This window comes from Acuticoccus kandeliae, assembly GCF_003073115.1.
This window is the reverse complement of the sequence record NZ_QBBV01000001.1, coordinates 800,071-816,621: the sequence shown is the minus strand read 5'-3', so window position 1 is coordinate 816,621 and position 16,551 is coordinate 800,071. Positions and strand designations below refer to the sequence as shown.

Annotated in this window: 10 protein-coding genes; 3 read left to right on the top strand and 7 right to left on the bottom strand. The window is 70.9% G+C overall.

The window, feature by feature from the left end; genetic code table 11:
* From DBV35_RS03720 to argH, 6 genes are all read right to left on the bottom strand, one after another.
* The gene (locus DBV35_RS03720; RefSeq protein WP_108658885.1) at positions 1 to 1,857 is read right to left on the bottom strand and encodes a cell division protein FtsX; all 1,857 of its coding nucleotides are present in this window, start codon (positions 1,855 to 1,857) and stop codon (positions 1 to 3) included.
* A complete protein-coding gene (ftsE, locus tag DBV35_RS03715) occupies positions 1,857 to 2,516 on the bottom strand; it encodes a cell division ATP-binding protein FtsE (protein WP_108658884.1) in 660 nt (219 codons plus the stop codon). Before ftsE ends, DBV35_RS03720 begins: the two co-directional genes overlap by 1 nt.
* 277 nt (positions 2,517 to 2,793) lie before the next feature.
* Positions 2,794 to 5,424 (bottom strand): TIGR02302 family protein, encoded by a 2,631-nt coding sequence (locus DBV35_RS03710; RefSeq protein ID WP_157961566.1) that lies wholly within the window; start codon positions 5,422 to 5,424, stop codon positions 2,794 to 2,796.
* A 257-nt stretch (positions 5,425 to 5,681) separates the two neighbouring features.
* On the bottom strand, positions 5,682 to 6,992 hold the full coding sequence (gene lysA / locus DBV35_RS03705) for a diaminopimelate decarboxylase (RefSeq protein ID WP_108658882.1): 1,311 nt from the start codon (positions 6,990 to 6,992) through the stop codon (positions 5,682 to 5,684).
* Positions 6,992 to 7,180 carry a hypothetical protein gene (locus tag DBV35_RS03700; protein ID WP_108658881.1) on the bottom strand — a complete coding sequence of 63 codons (189 nt, stop codon included), beginning with the start codon at positions 7,178 to 7,180 and terminating at the stop codon, positions 6,992 to 6,994. The genes lysA and DBV35_RS03700 overlap by 1 nt, the downstream gene beginning before the upstream one ends.
* Positions 7,177 to 8,616 (bottom strand): argininosuccinate lyase, encoded by a 1,440-nt coding sequence (gene argH, locus DBV35_RS03695; RefSeq protein ID WP_108658880.1) that lies wholly within the window; start codon positions 8,614 to 8,616, stop codon positions 7,177 to 7,179. The genes DBV35_RS03700 and argH overlap by 4 nt, the downstream gene beginning before the upstream one ends.
* 179 nt (positions 8,617 to 8,795) lie before the next feature.
* On the opposite strand from argH, the gene DBV35_RS03690 reads away from it, so the two are divergent.
* Both DBV35_RS03690 and DBV35_RS03685 read left to right on the top strand, forming a co-directional pair.
* Positions 8,796 to 9,287: a TlpA disulfide reductase family protein gene (locus DBV35_RS03690; RefSeq protein ID WP_157961565.1), complete on the top strand. Its 492-nt coding sequence runs from the start codon at positions 8,796 to 8,798 to the stop codon at positions 9,285 to 9,287.
* A gap of 231 nt (positions 9,288 to 9,518) precedes the next feature.
* A complete protein-coding gene (locus DBV35_RS03685) occupies positions 9,519 to 9,959 on the top strand; it encodes a L,D-transpeptidase (protein WP_108658878.1) in 441 nt (146 codons plus the stop codon).
* Positions 9,960 to 9,974: 15 nt separating this feature from the next.
* Here the strand turns inward: DBV35_RS03685 and DBV35_RS03680 are convergent, their stop codons facing one another.
* Positions 9,975 to 10,838, bottom strand: a complete 864-nt coding sequence (locus DBV35_RS03680) for a potassium channel family protein (protein WP_245943825.1) — start codon at positions 10,836 to 10,838, stop codon at positions 9,975 to 9,977.
* A 274-nt stretch (positions 10,839 to 11,112) separates the two neighbouring features.
* Between DBV35_RS03680 and DBV35_RS03675 the strand changes: the two genes are divergently transcribed.
* On the top strand, positions 11,113 to 16,506 hold the full coding sequence (locus DBV35_RS03675) for an alpha-2-macroglobulin family protein (protein WP_108658877.1): 5,394 nt from the start codon (positions 11,113 to 11,115) through the stop codon (positions 16,504 to 16,506).
* Positions 16,507 to 16,551: the final 45 nt, after the last annotated feature.

The following is a 16,551-nucleotide window of genomic DNA, read 5'->3' as shown; positions in this document are numbered from 1 at the left end:
TCAGTGTGACAAGTGGTTGAGGTGTCTGCGGACGGACCAGTTTGAGGTCACGGTCACGAGGATTGCGACGCCCGCCGCGACGAGCGCGAGGGCGAGATAGCCGGCAAGGCCGATGCTTGGATTGCCGAAGAGGGCCTCGGCCTGCGGGGAGGCGGAGCGGCCGAAGACGAGGCCGCCGAGATCGAGCGCGCCGAAGAGGAGATAGGCGGCGAGGAGCCCGGCGAGAGCGCCGCGCAGGCCGATCCGCAGGAAGCGGCGGCGGAAGGCGCGCGCGATGAAGCGGTCCTCCGCGCCGAGGACGTGGAGCACCTCCACTGTCGCCGAATTGGTCGCGAGCGTGGAGCGGGTCGCGAAGACGATGGAGATCGCCGTCGCGACGAGCATCAGAGCGAGTGCGCCGATCGATCCGGCCGCCGCGCCGGAGGCCATCGCCGAGAGACGCTCGCTCCAGGCGCTGTGATCGTCGACCGAGACGCCCTGGATGTCCTCGAGCTCGGCGGCGAGGGCGTCCGCGTCGAACGGGCCGGAGCGCGCGGCGGTGACGAGGCGCGGGACCGGGAGGAGCGAGAGGTCCACCCCGTCCCCGAGCCAGGGCTCCAGGAGCGCCTCGGACTGGTCGAGGGGCAGGATGCTGACGTCTGTCAGCCCTTCCGTGCCGCCGAGGACGGCGGCGACGCGCAGGAGGCGGCCGTCGATCTCCTCCCCGTCGAGCGGGAGGACGGTGACGCTGACCTCGTCCATCACCCCGACGCTCCAGGCATCGGCGGCGCGGTCGATGAGGATCGCCGCGCCGAGGAGGAGCGCGGACAGGAAGGTCATGATGGCGACGACGATGGTGAGGCCGCGCCCGGCGATCGTGTCCGGGGCGACGATGGGCCCTTCGCCGAGGACGCCGTCGCCCCCCTCGTCGATGATGACGCCGCGCGGCGGCGGCGGCGCCGGGCCGACGCGCTCGGGGCGCGCGCCGTCGTCGTAGGGTGCGTCCTCGTAGGTCTCGTCGAAGGGCGGCTCGTCGGGCGCGTGCGTGCGCGCGCTCTGGCGCGGCTCGTCCGGCTCCGGGCGCGCCCGCTCGGGGCGTTCGGCGGGCGGGGCGCGCTCGGTGTCGGCGGGACGCCGGGTCGGCGGCTCGGCCTGGCGGGCGGCCGACCCGGGGCGTTGGGGCTGCGCACGCTGGGTTTCCGGGCGCTGTGGTTCGGGATTCTGGGGTTCGGGGCGCGGGCGGCGGTCGAGGCTCGCTGGCCGCGCCGGGGCTTCGGCCTGGCGCGGCTCGGGCGGGAGGGCGGCGTGGCGGGGCGTCTGCGGCGGCGCGGGCGGGCGGGCCGTGGGCGACTGGGCGGCGGCCGGGCGGGCCGCCTGGGGCGCCTCGCGCGCGGGCTCCTCGGCGGGCAGCGCGCGGCGGGCGCGCACGGTCTGGCGCATCTCGCGCCGGCGGCTGAAGCGGTCGTCGCGCGAGGCGGGCTCGGCGGAGGCGGAAGGCACGGGGCGCGCCTCGTCCGGGCGCATCCGGCGCGGCCGGGCGACGTCGCTCGGCGGCGGCTCGGCGGCGGGCGCGCGCCCCTTCGGCGCGACGGGCACCTTCTTCGGCGGCTCCGGCTGGCGGCGCTGCACGGTGATCGGGTTGCGGCGCGGCTGGGCGGGCTGGGCCGGCGGGGTCGCGGGTGCGCCGCTGCGGCGCGCCTCGGGCTTGCCCGGCGGGGCGGCGGCGGGGACGGTCGGCGTCGCGAGCGAGCGGCGGCGCGGCGGCTCGGCCTCCGTGCGCCCGGCCGGCGTGCGCGCCCCCTCCCGCTCCCGCTCGCGCGCGGGACGCTCCGGCGCGGGCCGCTCGGGCCGGTCGAACTCGCCCTGCCCGCCTTCCATCAGGCGGATGTCTCCAGCTGACCGTCGAAGAGGATGAGGCGCGGCACGTCGACCTGGTCCATCAGGCCGATATCGTGCGTCGCGATGACGACCGAGGTGCCGAGCCGGTTCAGCTCCAGGAAGAGGCGCAGGAGGCGCTTGGCCATCGGCGGGTCGACGTTGCCGGTGGGCTCGTCGGCGAGGAGCACGTCGGGCTGGGTGATGAGGGCGCGCGCGATCGCGACGCGCTGCTTCTCGCCGCCGGAGAGGACGGGCGGCATCGCGTTCTTGCGGTGGGCGAGGCCGACCCACTTCAAAAGCTCCAGCACGTCGGTGCGGTAGCTCGCCGGGTCGCGGCCCTGGATGCGCAGCGGCAGGGCAACATTGTCGTAGGTGGAGAGGTGGTCTAGCAGGCGGAAATCCTGGAAGACGACGCCGATCCGCCGCCGCACCGCCGGCACGTCCTGCCGGCGCAGGAGGCTCACATCGGCGCCGAAGAGGCTCATGAAGCCGCGCGAGGGGCGCAGCGACAGGGAGAGGAGCCGCATCAGCGTCGTCTTGCCGGCGCCGGACGGGCCGGTGAGGAACTGGAAGGAGCGCGCGGGGATGGTGAACGACAGGTCGCGCAGGATCTCCGGTCCGTTGCCGTAGCGCAGTCCCACATTCTCCAGCGTGATCATGGGCCTCCCCGCTGGCCGCAATCCTTCGAAATCGCGTGTCGGTCGGACGAGTCTAGCACGGCGGCGCCGTGGGCGCCGCATTCCTCGCTCCGCCGTCCCCGGCCAAATGCGGCCATCCGGCGGAGGGAGCGCGCGCCGGCTCCGTCGCCATTCCTGTCGCATGGGAGGTTCGCTCGGTGCAAGCGCGACGGGGTCGGGCGACGGGGTCGGGGCCAAGACGACGCCGCACCCGGCTTGAAGGCCGGGGCGGCGGTCGGTCGTGGCGGAGCGCCCGGCCCTATTCGGGCAGGAGGCGCTCCAGATAGTCGCGCTCGATCCGCGGCAGGGCGCGTTCGCCGAGGCGGCGGCGGAGCTCCTGCAGGATGCGGCGGGCGCGCTGCGTCTCGATCTCGTCGGGGATGCCGACGCGGCTCGTGTCGGTGTAGCTCCCCTCGCGGCGGGCGCGGCCGAGCGGATCGGCGCCCGGACCCTGGCGCGGCGCGCCGACATCCTCGCCCGCGGCGCCGCCCTGCTGCTGTTGTTGCTGGCGCGCCTCGGCCATCTGCTGGGCCATGCCCTGGGCGCCCTCGCGCAGCGCCTGAAGCGCCTCGGACTGGTCGTCGACGGCCTGGCCGGCCTGGTCCTGGCCGAGCGCGTCGCCGGCCTCACCCATCTCGCTCTCGGCATCGCCGAGCCGCTCGCCGGGCTCGAAGCCCTGGTCCTCGAGGCGGCGCATCAGATCCTCGAGCTGCTCGCGCAGCTCCGACTGCTGCTGCTGCAGGCGGCGCATCGCCTCGGCGCGCTCCTCCGGGCTCATGGGCTGGCCCTGGCCGTTCTGCGCCTGGCCGCGCTGGCCCTGCTGACCCTGTTGGCCTTGCTGACCCTGCTGGCCGGGCGAGGGGAAGGGACGGCCCATCGGATTGCCGAACGGGTCCATCCGCTGGCCCTGTTGCCCCTGCTGGCCTTGCTGACCCTGTTGGCCTTGCTGGCCCTCCTGGTTGAGGCCGTAGGTCTCGTCCATCAGCTCCTGCTGACGCTGGATCATCTTGCCGAGCTCGTCGAGCATCCGGCCGTCCTGACCCATCGGGTCGCCCTGCTGCTGCTGGCCCTGGCCGCGCTGGGCCATCTGCAAATTCTGCATCATCTGCTGCAATTCGGACAGGAGCGCCTCGGCCTCCTCGTTGCGGCCCTGGCGCGCGAGCTCCTCGATCCGCGCCAGCATGTCGTCGAGGCTCTGCGGGCTGATCTCGGTCGCGTTCGGGTCCATTGCCTGCTGCGGCATGTTCTGCATCCGCTCGGCGAGCGCCTGCATGTAGCGCTGCATCGCTTCGCGCAATTCCTGCGTGAGGCGGGCGATCTCCTCGGGCGGAGCGCCGTCTTCCAGCGCCTGGCGCAGCCGCTCCTGCGCGGCCTGGAGGGCGCGCTCGGCGTCGGACAGGCCGTCATCCTCGAGCATGAGGGCGAGGTCCCAGAGCTGGTCGAGCATCGCGCGCAATTCGTCATCCGTGTGCGCGGCGACGAGGTCGTTATAGGCGGCCTTGGTCGCGAGATAGGCGCCGGCGTCGCCCACGTCCTCGGGGGAGAGGAGGAGGAGATCCATCGCGTCGATCACGCGGGCCTGCGCGTCCGCATCCATCGCGAGGATGGTGCGCTGCTCCACGATGGCGCGGGCCATCGGGTTGACGAAGGTGCGCGCGGGCAGGCGAAAGCGCTCGGGCCGGCTGTAGCCGGTCTGGCCCATGCCGTCGGTCGCTTCCAGCACCAGCCGCACCTCGTGCCCGGCATAGGGATGGCTCGACAGGTCCTGCACGGTGCGCGCGGCCCCGCGCATCCCGGCGCCGCCCGGCAGGGTCAGCGCGAAGGCCGGATCCTCGACGAGCGGACGGCGGTCGGGGTTGCTGTGCTCGGGCGTGATGATGCCGCGCGCGGAGGCGATGCCGTAATCGTCGCCAAGCTCGTAGCGCATCTCGAACCCGTCGCGCTGGTTGGCGGCGGGTTGCTCCAGGAAGCGCACGGTGGGCGCCGTGTCGGCGTCGGCGACGAACTGCCAGCCTTCGATCGTGGTGCCGTCGCGGCGGACCTCGACGGCCATCATGCCGGTGATCGTCACCGTCGCCTCGTGGGCGAGTGCGACACCCTCGCCGCTGGCTTCGCCGATCGGGGCGAGGGACTGGTCGCGCGGGCCGCTCTTGTCGGAGATCAGAATGTCGACCCCGCCGACGCCCTGGCTGCGCACGGTGAGGACGGAGCCGGCCGGCACGCGGATGCCGTTGCCGGTCTCCACCCGCGTCGCGGAGGAGAGGAAGAGCGGGGAGCGCCCGGTATAAGGCGGCGGCGTGACCCAGGCGTCGAGCCGGAATTGCGGGCCGGTGGCGGTCTCGACAGGGTCGGAGAAGTCGAACGGGGTGATCAGTCGCTCGGCGAGCGCACCGGCGCCGACGAGGATGCCGATGAAGGCGATGATGCCGACCGCCGAGCGGATCGCGTAGGGATCGTGCGGCACGAGGTCGGCGCGCGGCAGCGGGGTGCGCAGCGCGCCGAGACGGGCCTCGGCGCGGGCGCGGTGGACGCGCCACAGGCTCATCGCGAAGGCGTCGCCGCCGGGGGCGATCTCGTCCTCATAGGCGTCGAGCGGGCGATGGTCGAGGTGGGCGTCGGTCTCGAGCCGGCGGATGGCGTCGGCCCGGCCGGGCATGTGGAGCCGGCGCAGGCGCCAGCCCGCCGCGACGAAGGCCACCGCGAAGAGCGCGAGCCCGATCATCTTCGCAACCGCGGGAAGGCCGACCCACAGCCCCATCCACGCGCTCGCCACGAAGACGACCACGACCCCGACCATCGGCGCGATGGCGGGCCACAGCCGCTCCCACGCGATGGCGGCGCGAGCGGACAGGATCAGACGAGAGAGTCGGCGGTTCAGCGGTAAGGGCATGGTACTCGATCCCCTTATGGTCGGCATCCCACGCGATGCGCATGACAGCTTAGACAGAGTCTGGGCCACGACAAGCCACCCGACCGGTCCTCCGCTCACGATCCGGTGTGATCGGGGGTGGCGCAACGCCGCGCTGCAAGCCCCGGACCAGCCTCAGGCCGCGGGCCCACGAATGGGGCATGCCCATTCGTTTTGCACACGTTTTTGTTGCAAAGCGTGTGCGATGCAACAATCTGCCGCAGAGGTGTGGGAGCCGCTCAGCCGGTGGCGGCGCTGTCGTCCATCGCGGGCTCGCCCGCCTCGCCGATCCAGGCCGGGACGCTGTCGCGGGCGATCTGCTCGGCCGGCGGCATCGGCGGACGAATGACGTGGAAGCGGTCGCCAGAGACGAGCACCTCGGGCACGAGGGTGCGCGTGTTGTAGGTGCTCGCCTGCACCGCCCCGTAGGCCCCCGCCGACATGATGGCGAGGAGGTCGCCCTGCTCCACCGGTGCGAGCATCCGGTCGAGCGCCAGATAGTCGCCCGTCTCGCAGACCGGGCCCACCACGTCGACCCGGTGCGCCGCGCCGACGCGCGGGTGAACGGCACGGATCTCGTGATGCGCGTCGTAGAGGGTCGGGCGGATGAGGTCGTTCATCGCCGCATCGACGACGAGGAAGGTCTTCGCCTCCCCTTCCTTGCGGTGGATGACGCGGGTGAGGAGGATGCCGGCATTGGCCGAGATCATCCGCCCCGGCTCCAGGATGATGCGGCAGCCGAAGCGGTTGGCGTGGCGCGCGATGAGGGCGGCGTATGCCTCGGGACGCGGCGGAATGGGCTGCCCCTCCTCGTAGGGCACGCCGAGCCCGCCGCCGAGATCGATGTGCTTGATCTCGTGCCCGTCCCCGCGCAGCGCGTCGAGGAGGTCGGCAAGGACGCGGAAGGCGTTGTCGAACGGGTCGAGCGAGGTGATCTGCGAGCCGATATGCATGTCAACGCCGACAACCGAGAGGCCCGGCAGCGAGGCCGCCTCGCGGTAGATCTCGCGCGCGCGGCTCGCCGGGATGCCGAACTTCGTCTCGGCCGCGCCGGTCGCGATCTTGGCGTGGGTGCGGGCGTCGACGTCCGGGTTGACGCGCAGCGACACCGGGGCGCGGACCCCGCGCTCGCTCGCAAGGCGCGACAGGGCGAAGAGCTCGCTCTCAGACTCGGCGTTGAAGCAGAGGATCTTCGCGTCGAGCGCGGCGACGATCTCGGCGTCCGTCTTGCCGACGCCGGAGAAGACGATGCGCTCGCCGGGGATGCCGGCGGCGCGCGCCCGCGCGAGTTCGCCGCCCGAGACGACGTCCATCCCGGCCCCGAGATTGCCGAGGAGGGTCAGGATCGCCTGGTTCGAGTTCGCCTTCATGGCGTAACAGACGAGGTTCGGGACGTTCGCCTCGGTCAGCGCGTCGGAGAAGACGCGATAGTGCCGGGTGAAGGTCGCGGCCGAGTAGATATAGACCGGCGTCCCGACGGCGGCGGCGATGGCCGACAGCGGCACGTCCTCTGCGTAGAGTTCGCCGCCGCGTTCTTCGAAGTGGTGCATTATTGGAGAATCGGGTCGAGCACGAAGGAGCGCTCCGGCGCCTTGGTGCCGTGAGGATCGGTCGGATCGACGGGCACGCGCGGCGTCGACTGGGTGGAGGGCGGCGCCTCGGGCGAGCCGCGACGGCCGCACCCGGCCGCGCCGAGCGCGGTGATGAGCGCCGCGGCGAGGAGGATCGCGCGGATCATGCTTCGGCCCAGAGGAGAGCGCGCCAGCGCCCCGCCTCCTCGCGCACCCGCGCCGGGGCGGTGCCACCGAGGCTCATGCGGCTCGCGACCGAGCGTTGCACGGTGAGGTAGCCGAGCGCGTCCTCGGTGATGCGCGGGTCGACCTCCTGCAGCTCGGCCAGCGAGAGGTCGGCGATTTCCTTGCCCTTGCGGTCGGCCGCCAGCACCGCGGCGCCCGTGATGTGGTGCGCCTCGCGGAATGGCAGGCCGAGCGAGCGGACGAGCCAGTCGGCAAGATCCGTCGCGGTCGTGTGTCCCTTCGACGCCAGCGCCAGCATCGCCGCCTCGTTCACCTTGAGATCGCGCACCATGCCGGCCGTCGCGCGCACACACAAGGAGAGTGCGGGGAGCGCATCGAAGAGGGGCGGCTTGTCCTCCTGCATGTCCTTCGAATAGGCGAGCGGGACGCCCTTCATGACGATGAGGAGGGTGTTCAGCGCGCCGACGATGCGGCCGACCTTCGCGCGTACCAGCTCGGCGGCGTCGGGGTTCTTCTTCTGCGGCATGATCGAGGAGCCTGTGGTGAAGGCGTCCGACAGCTTCACGAAGCCGAACGGGGCCGAGCACCAGATCACCACCTCCTCGGCGAAGCGGGAGAGGTTGGTCGCCGCGATCGCCGCCGCCGCGAGGGCCTCGATCGCGAAATCGCGCGAGGAGACGGCGTCCAGCGAATTGTGCATCGGCCCCTCGAAGCCGAGGGCGGAGGCGGTCATCTCGCGATCGATCGGGAAGGCGGTGCCGGCGAGCGCCGCCGCGCCGAGCGGGCTCTCGTTCATCCGGGCGCGGGCGTCGCGGATCCGGCCGCGATCGCGCGCCAGCATCTCGACATAGGCAAGGCAGTGGTGGCCGAACGTCACCGGCTGGGCAGACTGGAGGTGGGTGAAGCCCGGCATGATGGTGCCGGCGTGCCGCTCCGCCACCTCGACGAAGGCGCGCTGGAGATCGAGGATCTCGGCGTCGAGCCCGTCGAGCGCGTCGCGCACCCAGAGCTTGAAGTCGGTCGCCACCTGGTCGTTGCGCGAGCGCGCGGTGTGGAGGCGCCCGGCCGGCTCGCCGATGAGGTCCTTCAGGCGCGACTCGATGTTCATGTGAATGTCTTCGAGGGCGCGCGAGAAGGGGAAATCCCCCGCCGCGATCTCGCCGGCGATCTGCTTCAGACCGTCGCTGATCTTCGCCGCGTCCGCCTCGCTGACGATGCCGGTGGCGGCGAGCATCGCGACGTGGGCGAGCGAGCCGGCGATATCTTGTGTCGCAAGGCGCTTGTCGACGTCGATCGACGCGTTGATCTCTTCCATGATGGCGCCGGGCCCCGCCTCGAAGCGGCCGCCCCACAGGGCGTTCCCTTTCGGGAGCGGCTGCGGGGCTGGGGTCGACGTGTTAGGCGTGCGCTCGGTCATGGGCAGATCTACAGGACTTGGAGAATACCGTGTCGCGGCATCGACTACTGACTTTCGGCGGGGCCGCGTTGGGCATCGTTGTGATTTTTGCAGCGGCCGTGACGATCACGGCCTGGCCCGCCCTCTTTAGTGGTGCAAGCGGCTCGTCGCAATGCCAGGCCGCGACGCGGATCGCGAAGGTGGTCGAACCGAGGACAACCGGCTACATGGCGGCCTTCCAGACGCTCGACCCGAAGGACCTCACCGCCCTCCCCTATGACGGGGTCGCGCCGGCCGCGAAAACGCTCGAGGACTTCAAGGGACGGCTGATCCTGTTGAACCTTTGGGCCACCTGGTGCGCGCCCTGCCGGGTCGAGATGCCGGCGCTCGCGAGCCTCCAGGAGCGCTTCGGCAGCGAGGATTTCTCCGTCGTCGCCGTCTCTATCGACGACAAGGACCGCAACAATCCGGAGACCTTCCTGGAGCGCGCGGGGGCCGCGAACCTCGACTATTTTCGCGAGCCGACGCTGAGCCTCTTCAATTCGCTGCGCGCCGAGGGCCTCGCCCAGGGGATGCCGACCACCCTCCTCGTCGGCCCCGACGGGTGCGCGGCCGGGGTCCTCCACGGTGCGGCCGCCTGGGACTCCGCCGACGCGGACAATCTGATCCAGGCCGCCATCGACGCGCTCTGACGCGTTTTCACGCTTTCGTGAAAGTACTTAAGGATTCATGGCATCGATGAGCGACGAATTCACCAATTGATGACTGTTTCTGGTCAGTCTTCGTCACTCAAACGGGACTTTTGAGCAACACCTCCAGTCGAGACGACTTCGCGAAGGCTATTCGGGATTGCTCACTCGCCATCATTGCGGCGAAGCTGTGACCGCCCCCGAATCTATGCGATCGACCGACGGAGTATTTTCATGCGCAATCGATTTGCCTCCCGCCTGGTTCTTGCCCTCGTCGCGCTCTGCTTCGCGGCGATCACCAGCTCAGCTTTCGCCGCTGGCGTCGTCGCGACGATCGACCTGTCGGCGCAGCGCATGTACGTGTCCGTCGGCGGCAAGCCGGCCTATAGCTGGGCGATCTCCAGCGGGCGCAAGGGCTACCGCACCCCGGCCGGCAACTATCGGCCGACGCGGATGTACAAGAAATACTATTCCCGCAAGTACAACAATTCGCCGATGCCGCATTCGATCTTCTTCCGTGGCGGCTACGCGATCCACGGCACCTACTACACCAAGCAGCTCGGCCGCCCCGCCTCGCACGGCTGCGTCCGCCTCTCCCCCGACAATGCGCGCACGCTCTACAATCTCGTCTCCGCCCACGGGCGCGGCAACACGCGCATCAACGTGCGCTACTGAGAGCGGGCGCGCCGCTCAGACGGCGCCCTCCGTCGGGATGTTCAGGATCTCGCCGCAGTGCTTGCAGTGCACCGCGTCGAGGTCATGCCGTTCGAGGCCGCAGCGCGGGCAATCATAAGAGACGCGCGTCGGCCGGAAGACCGCCTGTAGCAGCCGCAGGAACAGGCCGACGCCGAACAGCATGATGAAGATCGCAAGGAGCCGCCCCCACGTCCCGTCGACGGTGATGTCGCCGAAGCCGGTGGTGGTGAGCGTCGTGATCGTGAAATAGAGCGCGTCGAGGAAGGTCTGGAATTGCGGGTTGTGCTGGTGCTCGACCACGTAGACCAGCGACGTGATCACGAAGATGAACACGATGAGGTTCACCGCCGACTCGATCACCTCCTCCTGCTGGCGGAACCAGATGAAGTCGCCGCGCAGCTCATAAAGAAGGCGGTAGGAGCGCAGGACGCGCAGCATCCGCAGGACGCGCACGAAGTCGAGGTCCGGCAGGAAGGCCGAGCCGAACAGCGCGACGATCACCAGACAGTCGATCCAGAAGGACAGGTGGCGCACCTGCTTCAGCGGATTGTGCGCGATCTGCGTGCGCACCACGAGATCGATGAGTAGGATGATCCCGATGATGAAGTCGATGAACTGGTAGTGCTCGGCCGTCGCGGTGACGCTGGTGGTGATGAAATAGGTGATCGAGGCGAAGTCGAAGATCATCACCGCGAAGCGGAACCGGCGCGCGGCGGGCGAGCGGCCATAATAGAGGTCGCGCAGCGCGCGGCGCACGTCGTCGCGCGGCCGTCCGTCGGGCGCGCGGTGGTCGTGATGGCGCGAGGGCGGCTTCGGCGTCCCCTCGCCCCGCGCCGCCTCTGTCTCCGGTGCGCTCACGCCGGACGCGCGCCCTTTCCCCCGCCCTTTTCCGTCATCTCCGCCCCTCTTCGCCCCGCGACGGGCCGCGATTGCGCGCCCGCCCCGTGATCCCATCCGCGCCGGGCCGGCGCAAGACCGGCGCGGCCGCCCTTGCGGCCGGCGGCGCGGGCTCCGGAGAACAATCGTTTCCGTAAAGCGATTTGATCGACCTCAAGTCCGTCGCAAATCGCTCTGGACATTCCAACATTGGCTTATTCGCGGTAAAGAGTTCGCCAAATATGGGGAGGCGACGATGTTGAAGATCGGTGTTCAAAAGAACGCGTTTCGTCAAAGTCTTGCGGTCTTCACACTCGGGGTGGGCTTCCTCGCGGCGTCGCCGGCGATGGCGGAGCGCGTGCTCGAGATGCTGAGCGGGTTCGACCTGCCGGGCGGCGACTACCAGACGCTGCGCGAGGTCGAGCTGCAGGATTGCCAGCAGGCCTGCCTTGCCGACAGCCAGTGCGGCGGTTTCACCTACAATGAGCGGGCACGCTGGTGCTTCCTCAAGAACCAGGCCGGCGAGCGCGTCCCCTACAAGGGTGCCACCTCCGCCGTGGTCCTCGAGACGGCGCCGGCCGAGCGGATGCCGCTCCCCGACCTCGCCTTCCTGCCGAGCGACATCGCGCGCGAGGCGACCCGGCTCGAGGCGCAGATCAGCGCCGCGCGCAGCACCGGCCGCCAGATCGGCCTCATCAATGTGAGCACGGCCGACGCGCTCGCCGTCAGCCGCACCGCCGCCTGGCTCGACTTCGCCCGGCGGATGCTGAACAGCAGCTACACCAATTATTATGAGGCGCGCGACGCGGAGAGCTTCGCCGCCGCCGCCGGCTATCTCGGCATTCGCGACGCGACGAGCGTCACCGAGCAGGGCCGCGCCCTCGCGGTCGTCTCCCAGGCGATGGAGAAGCAAGGCCTCTTCCGCCCGGCCATCGAGTCGGCCGCCGCATCCCTGGCGCTGAACCTCGACCCCGCGGTCGAGGCGCGCCTCACCGAACTGCGCAAGGATCACGGCTTCCGCGTGCTCGACTATTCGGTCGACGCCGAGACCGCGACGCCGCGCATGTGCGTCCAGTTCTCCGAGACGTTGCGGGGCGAGGCGAGCGACCTTGAGCGCTTCGTCTCGGTCGACTCGATCGCGACGCCGGCGATCTCGGTGGAGAGCCGCCAGCTGTGCGTCGAGGGGCTTGAGCACGGCGGGCGCTATCAGGTGACGCTGCGCGAGGGGCTGCCCTCCACCGTCGGCGAGGTGCTGGAGAGCCCGTCCAACTTCCGCATCTATGTGCGCGACCGCTCCCCGCTCGCCCGCTTCGATTCCAACCGCTATGTCCTGCCCGCCTCGGCCGAGGGCGTGCCGGTGACGACGATCAACTCCGAAACGCTCGACATGGCGCTCTACCGGATCAACGACCGCAACCTCGCCCAGGTCGTCCGCTCCGAGGATTTCCGCCGCCCGCTCTGGTCCTATGAGACCGACGACATCGCCTCCGATCGCGGCGCCCTCGTGTGGGAAGGCAAGATGGCGGTGGAGAAGACGCTGAACGAGGAGGTGACGACCCTCTTCCCGCTCGACGAGATCCTGAAATCGACCGAGCCCGGCGTCTACATCCTCACCGCCCGCCCGGCCGAGGAGGCCGACCAGTCCGACGCGCTCGCCACCCAGTGGTTCGTCGTCTCCGATATCGGCCTCGCGACCTACTCGAACGGCGGCACGGTCGACATCTTCGTGCGCTCGCTGAAGACCGCGCAGCCCACAGAAGGCGTCGAGGTCTCGCTCGTCGCGCGCAACGAGGAGGTGCTCGCCTCCGCCCGCACCGACGCGCAGGGCCACGCCCGTCTCGCCACCACCGGCCGCACCAATGGCGGCCTCGCTCCGACGCTCGTGACCGCGCAGAATGGCGAGAACGACTTCGCCTTCATCCCGCTCCTCGGCGGCGCGTTCGAATTGACCGATCGTGGCGTCGCGGGCCGCGCGGCGCCGGGCCCCGTCGACGCCTTCCTCGCCACCGAGCGCGGCGTCTATCGCGCCGGCGAGACCGTGCATCTCACGACGCTGGTGCGCGACGACACCTCCCGCTCCCTCGCGCTGCCGGTCACGATCAAGCTGACGCGCCCGGACGGCGTCCTCTCCCGCCGCATCACGCAGCGCTCCGACGAGGCGGGCGGCTTCGCCCTCGACATGCCGCTCACCACCAACGCCCTCACCGGCACGTGGCAGGTGAGCGCCCACATCGACCCGGAAGGGCCGGCCGTCGGCACGACGAGCTTCCTCGTGGAGGATTTCGTCCCGCAGCGCATCGAGGTGAACCTCACGAGCGAGGCGACAAAGGCCGAGGCGGGTGGCACGGTCACCGCCGAGATCATGGCGAAATTCCTCTATGGCGCCCCCGCCTCCGACCTCATGATCGAGGGCGGCGTGACGCTGCGCCCGGCCTCCGGCATCGCCGCCTTCCCCGGCTACCGGTTCGGCCTCGATTCCGAACCCTTCACCCCGCGCCGCGCCCCGCTCTTCGACCTGCCGCGCACCGGCCCGAACGGTGAGGCGACCATCGAGGTGCCGATCGCGGACGTGGCCGACGCCACCGGCGCCCTCGAGGCGCGCATCGCGGTGCGCGTGCGCGAGCCCGGCGGGCGCACCGTCGAGGACACGCTCACCCTCCCCGTCGACACCCACCAGTCGATGATCGGCATCAAGCCGCTCTTCGAGGACGACCGCGTCGGCGAAGGGGCCGAGGCGCGCTTCGAGGTGATCGCGCTCGATGCCGAGCGCAACCGCATGAATGTCAGCGCAGACTGGACGCTGACGCGGATCAACCGCTCCTTCCAGTGGTATCGCCGCGGCGACCGCTGGTTTTACGAGGCGGTCGAGCGGATCGAGGACGTGGCGAACGGCACGGTCGAGATCACGGCCGAGGGCGTCGCCCGCATCGCGATCCCCGTCACCTGGGGCAACTATCGCCTCGAGGTGACAGACGCGCGCGACGGACGCCTCGCGAGCTCCACTACCTTCTGGAGCGGCTGGGTCACCTCCGCCGCCACCGCCGAGACGCCCGACGTGCTGGAGCTCCACCTCGACAAGGAGCGCTACGCGGCCGGCGACACGGCGACCCTCTCGATCGCGCCGCGCTATGCCGGCACCGCCCTCGTGACGGTCATGACCGGAGACGTGCGCCATTATGAGTTCGTGGACGTGCCGGCCGAAGGCGCGACGGTGCCGATCACGGTCGCCGAGGATTGGGCGCCCGGCGCCTACGTCTCGGCGACGCTCGTGCGCCCGGCGGACGCCGCGACCGACGCGCGGCCCCTCCCCCAGCGCGCCGTCGGCATCGTCTATCTCGATGTCGACACCGACGATCGCCGCCTCGATGTCGCGATCGACGCGCCGGACATCACCGCCCCGCGCCAGGCCGTGACGGTGCCCGTGAAGATCTCCGGGCTCGGCGCCGGCGAGACCGCGCGCCTCACGCTCGCGGCGGTCGATGTCGGCATCCTCAACATCACCGGCTACACCCCGCCCGACGTCGACGGCTTCTATCTCGGCCAGCGCCAGCTCGCGGTCGAGCTGCGCGACCTCTATGGCGACCTCATCGACGGGTTCGGCTCCACCCGCGGGCGGATACGCTCCGGCGGTGACGGTCCGGGATCGGGCACCGAGGCGCTGCCGCCGAACGAGCAGCCGGTCTCCCTCTTCAGCGGCCTCGTCACCTCCGACGCCGACGGCAACGCCGAAATCACGTTCGACGTCCCCGCCTTCAACGGCACGCTGCGCCTGATGGCGATCGCGTGGACGGAGACGCGGATCGGCGACGCCAGCGCCGACATGATCGTGCGCGACCCGGTGGTGGTCGCAGGCTCGGTTCCGCGCTTCCTCGCCCCGAACGATTCGACGCGCATGCGCGTCGACCTCCACAACGTGTCCGGCGCGCCCGGCACCTACACCCTCTCTGTGGCCGCCGACGGCCCGGTCGAGATCGACCGGCCGGAGGAAAGCGTCGAGCTCGCCGTTGACCAGCGCACCTCGATTGAGATGCCGATCGCGGCGACCGGCGTCGGCACCGCGACCCTCGTCGCGACGCTGACAGGGCCGGACGGGCTGAACCTTCAGTCCGAGTACACGCTCGCGGTGCGCCCGGCGGCGACGCCGGTCTCGAGCCGCCGCCTCGTCGCCCTCGCCCCCGGCGAGGCGACCACGCTGACGCGCGCCCTCACCAACGGGTTCGACACGGACGCGGTGGTCACCCTCTCGGTCGGCGCGGGCGCGATCAACACCGCCGGGCTCCTCTCGATGCTCGACCGCTTCCCCTATGGCTGCGCCGAGCAGACGGTCAGCCGCGCCCTGCCGCTCCTCTATCTGAACGAGGTCGCGACCAGCATCGGGCTCGACGAGGACATGGCGCTGAAGCCGCGCATCGAGAAGGCCATCGGCCGGGTGCTCGCCTTCCAGAGCTCGTCCGGCGGGTTCGGCCTCTGGTCGCCCGGCTACGATCTGTGGCTCACCGCCTATGTGATGGACTTCCTCAGCCGCGCCCGCGAGGCCGGCTACGAGGTTCCGAGCATCGCCTTCGAGAACGGCCTCGACCGTCTCCAGTCGGTGCTCACCTATATCGGCGATGTCGACGGCGAGCGCGGGACGGAGATCGCCTATGCGACCTACGTCCTCGCCCGCAACGGCCGCGCCGCGATCGGGGACCTGCGCTATTTCGCGGAGGAGCGCCTCAACGACTTCGTGGCCCCGCTGGCGCGCGCCCAGCTCGCCGCGAGCCTCGCCCTCTCGGGCGACGCCACCCTCGCCCGCTCGCTCTTCCAGGACGCGGTCCACACCCGCTTCTCGACCCGCAACGACCGGATGGACTACGGCACCCCGCTGCGCGACGCCGCCGCGATGGTGACGCTCGCGGCCGAGAGCCGCGTCGGTGAAGGGACGGTCTCGGACCTCGCCGGGATGCTGTCCCGCATGGAGGCGGCGACCGACGGGCGCGTCTTCTCCACACAGGAGGCCGCCTGGCTGCTCCTCGCGACCCATGCGACGACGCCGGCCCCCGGCAGCATCTCGGTCGACGGCACGCCGCTCACCTCGCCGCTCTATCGCGAGCTCGGCGCGGACGCCCTCGTCGACGGCGTGGTGGTGCGCAATGACGGGCGCAACACGGTGGCGGTCGCCAGCACGGTGACGGGCACCCCGCTCGCCCCGCTGCCCCCCGTCTCCAACGGCCTCGTCATCGAGCGCACCTATCACACGCTCGACGGGGCCGAGACCACGCCGGACCAGGTCGCGCAGAACACGCGCCTCCTCGTCCGCCTCACGATCACGAAGACGGCGGAGGTGCCGATGCGCATCATGCTCACCGACCTCCTCCCGGCCGGCTTCGAGATCGAGAATCCGCGCCTCGTCTCCAGCGCCGACATCGCGACCTTCCCCCTCGCCGAGGTCGGCCAGGTGCCCGAGCACACCGAGTTCCGCGACGACCGCTTCGCCGCGGCCTGGACGCTCGCGGGCTATCAGGACGAGCCGATCACGGTGACCTACATGGTCCGCGCCGTCTCGCCGGGCACCTTCACGCTGCCCGCCTCCGAGGTCGTGGACATGTACCAGACCCGCTATGTGGGACGCACGGAGGCGGGCACCGTCGCCGTGGTGCCGACCCGCTGAGCGCCGATCCGGCCCCCGCGCGGCGCCCCCGGCGCCGCGCCCGCC